Origin of the sequence: Acetobacterium malicum subsp. dehalogenans DSM 11527 (assembly GCF_000472665.1) — a bacterium.
Lineage (GTDB): Bacteria > Bacillota > Clostridia > Eubacteriales > Eubacteriaceae > Acetobacterium > Acetobacterium malicum.
The window spans coordinates 42581-51064 of record NZ_AXAC01000035.1 but is presented as its reverse complement, the minus strand read 5'-3'; the positions used below and the strand labels follow the sequence as shown (position 1 = coordinate 51064).

The following is an 8484-nucleotide window of genomic DNA, read 5'->3' as shown; positions in this document are numbered from 1 at the left end:
AACCGGTTTATCGGGAATACTATCTCAAAAAATATCATGAAGTTCCCAAACATCAGCACAAACGAGCCCTCGTTCTTACCGCAAGAAAACTAGTGCGCATGGTGGATGTGCTACTACGCAACCACCAACTCTATGCACCGGAAAGGAGTGTGTAGTATCGATTAATAAATCGATGCGCATATCCTTTTAAAAGCCTAATAGTATTAGGTCTGTTTAGTGATGCCTTTTTTAAAAAACAGCTCTAAATTTTTCTTAAACATTATATTGACTTATTACCACAAGTCTTTCACTTCAGATAAATGTTTGATCAACGTCATTATAGCATAGCTTCAAAAAAACTGTAAATGGAATGGAGGGTAAAATTTATACTAAGCTTTTGTTAAGTAACAAAGGCAGTAAATGAAAAAAAAATTAAAATAATGCATAAAAAACAGAAAAAAGTACTGGATTTTTAAAATGTAATCGGTTATAATAAACCCATGGTGTGAAAACGTTTTAATTTCCTTTCTTAATTTTCTTAAAAAAGAGGTGTGTACGCATCTCTTTTTTATTTTTTTGATGGTTATCCATCAATCCATAAAAGGACTCAATTTTGGCTTATTCTCTAGAGCCATTCCGGACTATCTGTTTTTTTCTCTTGAAATATTTTCTATTTAAGGTTATATTTAAGTTCGAGAAACATAAGGAAAGTGGGGAATAATATGAATGCAGTAAAAATTAAAGATGATATTTTTTGGGTCGGCGTGAATGATTATCAAACGACACTTTTTGAAGGGCTATGGCCAATTGATCAGGAAGGTGTTTCCTATAATGCTTACGTGATCAACGACGAAAAAGTAGCCATTATTGATACGGTAAAAACCATCAAGGCTGATGAATATATAAAAAAAATCAAATCCCTGATCGGGGACAAAAAGGTGGATTACCTGATTGTCAATCATATGGAGCCGGATCATTCCAGTGGGATTACCGATCTGCTGGCCGAGTATCCGGATATGGTCATTGTCGGAAATAAAAAAACCTTCCCGATTATGAATAATTTTTATAAAATTACCGAAAACCTTCACGAGGTTGGTGAAGGCGATACCCTTTGTCTGGGAAAACATACCCTCCAATTCTTTATGACACCGATGGTCCATTGGCCAGAATCGATGGTTACCTATGATACCACCGATAAGGTGCTCTTTTCCATGGATGTCTTTGGCAGTTTTAAAGCACCAGTGGGCAGTATTTTTGACGACGAAAATGACCTGGCCGCTTTTGAAGAACCAACCCGCCGTTATTATGCCTGTATTGTTGGCAAGGTAGCTGGGCAGGCGTTGAAAGCCTTAAATAAGCTGGGTGGCATTGAAATCGGAACGATTTGTCCGTCACATGGTTTAATCTGGCGGGATAATCCTGAATATATTTTGGATATGTACGTAAAAATGAGCGCTAAAGAAACCGATCCTGGGGTTGTCATTGCCTATGGTTCCATGTATGGCTGTACCCAAAAGGCGGCGGAAATTCTAGCGATCGCCTTAAAGAACGAAGGCGTCAAAGACGTGAAGCTTTACGATGTGGCTAAGACCGATATTTCCTTTATTATTTCGGATATCTGGAAATACAAGGGCCTGTTTTTGGGTGCACCATCCTATTACGGACAGATTTTTCCAAAAATGGCCAATCTGCTTTATAAATTGGGCGAAATAAAAGTTGACAATCACAAGGTCGGATTCTTTGCAGATTACAGCTGGAGTGGTGGAGCCGACAAGAACTTTAATTATTTTATTGACGAAGCAAAAGTGGATACCATTGATGAAATATTGATGATCAAGGGAACGCCAGATGAACAGGATGTCATTGATTTAAATGAATTAGCCAAAAAAATGGCGAATGAAATGGTCCAGTAAAAAATAAAGTGGATTTGGTAGAAAAACAGAGGGGGAAAACATAAATGAAAATCGTTGTGGGCATGTCAGGAGGGGTTGATTCATCGGTTGCAGCATTATTGTTAAAGGAGCGTGGTTACGAGGTCATCGGGGTCTTCATGAAAAATTGGGAAGAGCAGGATGAATCGGGAGTATGTACCGCTACAGAAGATTATGATGATGTGCGGCGGGTGTGCGACACCATTGATATTCCCTACTATACAGTGAATTTTGCCAAAGAATATTACGACTCTGTTTTTTCTTATTTTCTGGAAGAATATAAAAAAGGGAGAACGCCCAATCCGGATGTTCTCTGTAACCGAGAAATAAAATTCAAACGGTTTTTGGATTACGCACTTAAGGTGGTTGGCGGTGATTATCTGGCTACCGGCCACTATTCTCAAATCGATTTTGTCAACGAACAGTACCGGTTAAAACGGGCTTTTGATCACAACAAAGATCAAACCTATTTTCTCTGTCAATTGGGACAAAAAGAGCTGGCCGATGTGATGTTTCCGATTGGACACCTTTCCAAAGACGAGGTTCGACACATTGCCGTCAAAAACAACCTGGCGACAGCCAAGAAAAAGGATTCGACAGGAATCTGTTTTATCGGCGAACGTAATTTTACCCAGTTTCTCAGTCAGTACTTACCGGCTCAACCGGGCCAGATAGTCGATCTGGCCGGTAATGTAAAGGGTACCCATCAGGGTTTGATGTATTATACTCTGGGGCAAAGAAAAGGCCTGGGAATCGGTGGTGAAGGAACCGGTGAGCCATGGTTTGTGGTCAGCAAAGACCTTGCCAAGAATGAATTGGTGGTGGTGCAGGGCGAAAGTCATACGGCCCTGTACTCAAAATCACTGGAAGCCACCGAAATGAATTGGGTGGGCGGTTATCCGCCGGCAAAAGAGTTTAAATGCACAGCTAAATTCCGCTATCGTCAAGCTGATCAAAATGTCTCGGTGCGGGTGACCCCGGACCGGGTTTATGTTGAATTTGATCAGCCCCAAAAGGCGGTAACCCCGGGACAGGTTGTGGTTTTATATCAGGATAATATCTGCCTTGGGGGCGGAACCATTGATTCCATCGAAATGATTTAATTCGTCTGATTTTATCGATAAAAGAGCAACCTTAATTTAGCTTGCTCTTTTATTTTTTTTGAGTAAAAAGCGCAGTTTTATGGTAAACTATACACAGTGACATCAATACAATGGGTGAAGCCTGTAAAAAAACAAGTGATAATTTGTCAATATAGAGAAAAGTAAGCAGGATCATAGGGAAGGATTGTAAATAATGAAAACGCCGTGTAATAAATGTGGAAAAACAATCGGTTTTTTTGACAGGAATTATAAAATAGATAACGAAAAATTAAACATAAAATATGATGGCCTTTGTGGAGACTGTAATAATGTTTTAAAAAAGGGCATTGAGAAATTAGATGATATGTACCAATGGATGATGAATAACCTTAAAAAAAATAAGGATGTTCAAAAAAATGGAATGGTTTCAGTTGAGGCAGATCTGCTGATTCTGCTGGCAGTTGAGGCTCTTTTTTCGGTTGCACCGGACTATTATGATTTAAATTCCCCCCTCAATCAGACCTTTATTCGGGCCAAAGAAAGTCGGGGTGTTGATCGGCAACGGGATATTGTGCGGATTGTGCATATTTTGCTGCTTTACGGGTTTGAAGCTAATTTAAAAGACCAGGGCTTGGATACCACGCGAAATTTTATTGCTTATATGATCCAGAACGAACAATTTCTGGAAGAAGTGGAAGTTAATTGCGGGGTTGAGGATGAACTGATTAAAGCCAATGTGTTTTTGAGCCGTCGGGGTTTGATCATCGATACCCTTGATAATCCCAAACTGATCTATATTTCGATCCCCAGCGACGTGCTGGTAGACTATCAGGTGGAATCCTCGGAAATTATTAATGAAGTGATCCTAAAAAATGTTTTTTATCCCTGGGATAAGAAAAAAAAGGTCGTTCTGACCCTTGTTTCCGAAAGTGTTTTGTTTTCTGTGGCCAATGCCATTGACCGCTTCAATCAGAAGACCAGCAAGCTTCAGGATAAGCTGAAAAAAGACAGTCTGGAATATTTTAATGATCAGGTTGTTGAAGATCTGGAAAAAATAAAACCGGGCGAATTTATCGAGGCAATCCATTTGGATTGTTTGCTTTTGTGTATAGTTAAAAACTTAAAAAGTCAAAAGATGTTTTCGATGGAAGCTTTGTTTGATCCCAAAGGCACCGCCATTGAACTGCTCTGGGCTTATTATCGACAAAATCTGCGAAATATGGGCATTGACAATAATGAGAAGATCGTCACCTATCTCTTGAAAAATTGTCTTTATACCGAAGGTTTTAATATCAAACATGGCAATAAACCGAGTGACAAGGGCTGGGGCTTCTTCACGACTAAGGGTTATATTATTTATTTCCGACGCAGTCGGCAGGTCTTTTTCATCTATACCGAAACCTTCCCCAATCCCCTCTATCATCCCTGTAACCGGGTCACCTATGAGGACAAACAGTATTTACAACTGATTATGAATAATGGCCGAAGTCTTGGAGAAGAGCAGCGGGAACTGGATGAATTGATCTTTTACAGCGATGAACCAGAAACCATTACGCAGATGGAACGTTTTTTTGAACGGCACAACCTCTATTATCAGATGGAGACCTTTCTCAAAAAACAGAAAGAAGTTCAGCGAAAACGGGAGAAATATCTTCAGGTCCAGCGGATTATCAACCATATTTTCAATGATTTCGGATTTCTGCCCTACTGTATCTATGACGAGTGGTATGTCATCCAAACCGAACTGAAAAAGGATGATATCCTGTTGAATAAACTCATCGATACCGATGCTGGCCTGAGAAAAAACTATACCCTGGGTCAGATCACCTACGCCCCAAAAATCATCGAAGCTTTCAATCGGGGGGCCGAAGCCGTTCAAAACTCACTAAATATTGTCGAAGATTCGGTGGCTCGGGCAATCCTTTGGGTGGCTTTCAAAGAGGCGGTTACCGAGACTCTGTCTCAGGAATGGGTACGGATTGCTGGGGAAATTCTGGATAAAGATGATAATGCTCTGTCAGCATTTTTCAAGTATGTTAATCTCAAAAATATTGAACCGGATAAGGTTTATTTTATGGGTTTATTCATTTACCACCTGATGGACCGGGAAATCCTGCAATCGGATAATTTCCTGGAAAATTATGAGGGGGCTGTACGAATTTTCCTTGAATGCCGCCGAGTTATTGAAGAACCTAAGTTTGAAGGAACTATTCTACCAATGGACGAACTGCTGGAAGAAGTATTTCCGATGAAAAAGAAAGAAGAGAGCAACCTATAGAGGAGAAAAACCATGCGTGTTCTTTTAGTTGAGGATGAAAAGCCCCTGGCTGCAGCTTTGGGGAAGATATTTGAAAAAAACAAAATATTGATTGATGTTGTCAACGATGGTATTGAAGGCAAGCTGCTCAGCGAAAATGATGTGTATGATGTGATTATCCTGGATATTATGCTTCCGGGAATGACCGGTTTGGAAATTTTGCGATCAATCCGGGAAGCGGGGAAAAATGTTCCGATTCTGTTGTTAACGGCCAAAGACGACACCAAGGATAAGGTCAACGGACTGAATATGGGTGCCGATGATTATCTGGTCAAACCGTTTGTGACCGAGGAGTTAATTGCCCGGGTAAGGGCGCTGGGCCGACGACCCTGGGAGGTTTATCAGGATAATGTGATTCACTTTTCAAACATTTCCCTGAATATCAATTCCGGAGAATTGTATGTCGATGAGGTGCTAAACAGACTTACCGCCAAGGAAGCCCAATTGCTGGAAATGTTTATCCGGAATCCTGGTATGACTATTTCAAAGGAGCAGATTCTGGACCGGATCTGGGGAATTGAGAGTATGGCCATGGAAAATAGTGTCGAGATCTATGTCCACTATTTGCGAAAAAAGCTGGACACCTCGCAGGCCTATATTAAAACCATCCGCGGCTTGGGTTATGTTTTAAAGGAGAAGGAGAATGTTAAGTCTTAACAAGCTTCGGATCAATCTCACCCTGATGAATACGGGAGTCCTGATTGGACTCCTATTATTTATTTCCATTTTTCTGTATGTGGTTTTGAGTATGGATGTGGAGACAAATGTGAATAATAACCTTAAAATATATTGCTCGCAGCTGGCTAACGAAATTGAATATCTGGAGCGTCAGGAAGCGGGACAAGAGATTACCGAAGAAGAAAAACAGGGTTATTTTGAATATACGCGCAGTCTTGTCCAGAATAATATCTCCTATGTGATTTTTGATCAACAATTCAGAGTTCTAGATCAGTCCTATTCCCTTCCGCTTGATGAAGCAAAGCTGGTGGAAATATCAAAGCATTATTTTGAAGGTAATAACGAAAAATACCTGATCAGTAATTATAAGCAGGGCGATAAGGATTATAAAATTTGCACCTATACGGTGGTCAATAAAAATGGCGAATTAAAAATTGTTCAGGCGATGAAAAATATGGCATCGGAACGATCGTTGTTGGGAAATGCTCAGGAAATGGTGGGATTCACCATCCTGATCGGGGCCTCATTATCCTTTCTGGGTGGATATTTTTTGTCCGGCAGGTCCCTGATTCCGATTAAAAAAAACATGGAACGACAGCAGGAATTTCTGGCTGATGCATCCCACGAGTTGCGGACACCGATTGCTGTGATCCAGACAAATCTGGAAGTGGTCAAGGCCAGCACCGATGAAAGTGTGGAAAGCCAGCTGACCTGGATCAATAACGCCTATGACGAAATCCAATGGATGCAGCATATTGTGGAAGACCTGATGTTTTTAGCCCGGGCCGATTCTGGGGATATGATGGTACAGCAAGAACCGGTGGATCTAACCTATTTAATCAAGGTGGTTTGCGAAAAAATGGCACCGTTAGCCGGAAAAAAGGGTATTGCTTTTATCAATAAGCTGGAGGACGGTCTGATTATCACTGGTGATGAAAAGCAAATTACCCAGTTACTGGTGATTCTTTTGGATAACGCCATTAAATACAGTAGTGAAAATACGATTATTCGTGTCATTGGAAAGAACACCCTTCAGGGGGTGTCGGTGGAAGTCATCGATCAGGGTATCGGGATTCCCAAGGATGAGATTAACAAGGTCACCCAACGGTTCTATCGGGTCGACAAGGCCCGTTCCCGAACTGAGGGTGGAACCGGTCTGGGGCTTTCGATTGCCAATTGGATTGTGGACGAGCACCATGCCGGCATGATCATCGAAAGCGAAGAAAAAAAGGGGACAAAAATTACATTGAATTTTGATAAGGGGGTAGAAAAAAGTGAGCAGTCTAAAATTTTACGGAGATGAGATTATCACCGGGCCCGGCACCCTGGATGCCATAAAAATGATCGCGGGACAACGCTTTTTTATTGTAACCGGAAAGACCGCTTTATTTAGAAATGGGACCATCAAACGAGCCGAAGCCCTTTTAAAAGAAGGTGCCAGGGATTACGATATCCTCAGTGGGATTGGCGCTAACCCCAGCGTTTTAGATGTGGAAGCGGGCCTGATTAAGATGAAAGACTTCAATCCGGACGTAGTCATTGCCATTGGTGGGGGGGCGGTTCTCGATGCGGCCAAGGTTATGACCCTGATGTGCGAGTACGATGGGTTAACGATTGAAGCAATCAAAACCGGTCAGGCGCCGAAAAAACGGGAGCGGATTAAACTGGTAGCCATCCCCACGACCTCCGGGACCGCATCCGAAGTCACCCGGGCAGCGGTGATTACCTTCCCAGCAGAGAACATTAAAATCGGCCTGAAAACAAAGGCCTTTATTCCCGATCTGGCCATTCTGGATGGGGAGCTGGCTTTGTCGATGCCGCCCAACGTCATGGTAGAATCGGGAATGGATGCCCTGACCCATGGTCTGGAAGCATATATTAATAAAAATGCCGATGATTTCACCAAAACCATGGCTAAGGGAGCGGTGGAAGGTCTGTTAAAGCATTTGCGCCAGTCCTTTGAAAGCGGCGATATCGAAAGTCGCCAGCATGTCCACAATTTTTCCTGTCTGGCCGGGTTTGCCTTTCAGAATGCCGGCCTGGGAATGGATCATGGCATTGCTCACGCTTTTGGGGGCCGCTTTGGTACCAGTCATGGCCTCCTCAACGCGATTGCCCTGCCCTATGTGCTGGAATACAATGGGCAGGATCCCCAGGTGGCCGAGGACCTGGAACAGCTATCCCGGTTAATCGGTAAAAACATCATCGCCGAAATTAAAGATCTGAATAAAACCTTTGGCATTCCCAGTTCCTTTCAGGCCGCCGGGATCCCGGCAGAACAATTCAAAGCCCACTATGATGAGTTGCTGAAGAATTCTCTGAAGGGTTCCACCCAGCGGAATCCCGTAAAAATGGATGCCTCTGAAATGGATAAGGTCTTAGTCAGCATTTATTATGGAGAAAAGAAATTTTAATAAAGAAGCAAATTAGAGCGTTGTAAAACTGAGCCTGAAGTTCTCAGCATTTTTGCAATTAACTATGAAATAAATATTTAGGA

At 42.0% G+C, this 8484-nt stretch carries 6 protein-coding genes and 1 pseudogene; all 7 read left to right on the top strand.

Annotated features, from left to right (window positions below):
- A pseudogene (locus A3KS_RS23565) lies at nt 1-155 on the top strand (IS110 family transposase); the annotation flags it as partial.
- A gap of 546 nt (nt 156-701) precedes the next feature.
- Nucleotides 702-1892, top strand: a complete 1191-nt coding sequence (locus A3KS_RS0113970; RefSeq protein ID WP_026395427.1) for an FprA family A-type flavoprotein — start codon at nt 702-704, stop codon at nt 1890-1892.
- 44 nt (nt 1893-1936) lie between these two features.
- Nucleotides 1937-3013 carry a tRNA 2-thiouridine(34) synthase MnmA gene (gene mnmA / locus A3KS_RS0113965; protein ID WP_026395426.1) on the top strand — a complete coding sequence of 359 codons (1077 nt, stop codon included), beginning with the start codon at nt 1937-1939 and terminating at the stop codon, nt 3011-3013.
- A gap of 193 nt (nt 3014-3206) precedes the next feature.
- Nucleotides 3207-5270 (top strand): hypothetical protein, encoded by a 2064-nt coding sequence (locus A3KS_RS0113960; RefSeq protein WP_026395425.1) that lies wholly within the window; start codon nt 3207-3209, stop codon nt 5268-5270.
- A 12-nt stretch (nt 5271-5282) separates the two neighbouring features.
- Complete coding sequence (locus A3KS_RS0113955; protein WP_026395424.1) at nt 5283-5966, top strand: response regulator transcription factor; 684 nt, start codon at nt 5283-5285, stop codon at nt 5964-5966.
- Complete coding sequence (locus A3KS_RS0113950) at nt 5953-7290, top strand: sensor histidine kinase (RefSeq protein ID WP_026395423.1); 1338 nt, start codon at nt 5953-5955, stop codon at nt 7288-7290. Before A3KS_RS0113955 ends, A3KS_RS0113950 begins: the two co-directional genes overlap by 14 nt.
- Nucleotides 7262-8401, top strand: a complete 1140-nt coding sequence (locus A3KS_RS0113945) for an iron-containing alcohol dehydrogenase (RefSeq protein WP_026395422.1) — start codon at nt 7262-7264, stop codon at nt 8399-8401. The genes A3KS_RS0113950 and A3KS_RS0113945 overlap by 29 nt, the downstream gene beginning before the upstream one ends.
- Nucleotides 8402-8484: the final 83 nt, after the last annotated feature.

What these genes read in the sequence shown, in the direction of transcription:
- A3KS_RS0113950 (WP_026395423.1), top strand. Translation starts at nt 5,953, where the DNA reads ATGTTAAGTCTTAACAAGCTTCGGATCAATCTCACCCTGATGAATACG.
- A3KS_RS0113955 (WP_026395424.1), top strand. Translation starts at nt 5,283, where the DNA reads ATGCGTGTTCTTTTAGTTGAGGATGAAAAGCCCCTGGCTGCAGCTTTG.
- mnmA (WP_026395426.1), top strand. Translation starts at nt 1,937, where the DNA reads ATGAAAATCGTTGTGGGCATGTCAGGAGGGGTTGATTCATCGGTTGCA.
- A3KS_RS0113970 (WP_026395427.1), top strand. Translation starts at nt 702, where the DNA reads ATGAATGCAGTAAAAATTAAAGATGATATTTTTTGGGTCGGCGTGAAT.
- A3KS_RS0113960 (WP_026395425.1), top strand. Translation starts at nt 3,207, where the DNA reads ATGAAAACGCCGTGTAATAAATGTGGAAAAACAATCGGTTTTTTTGAC.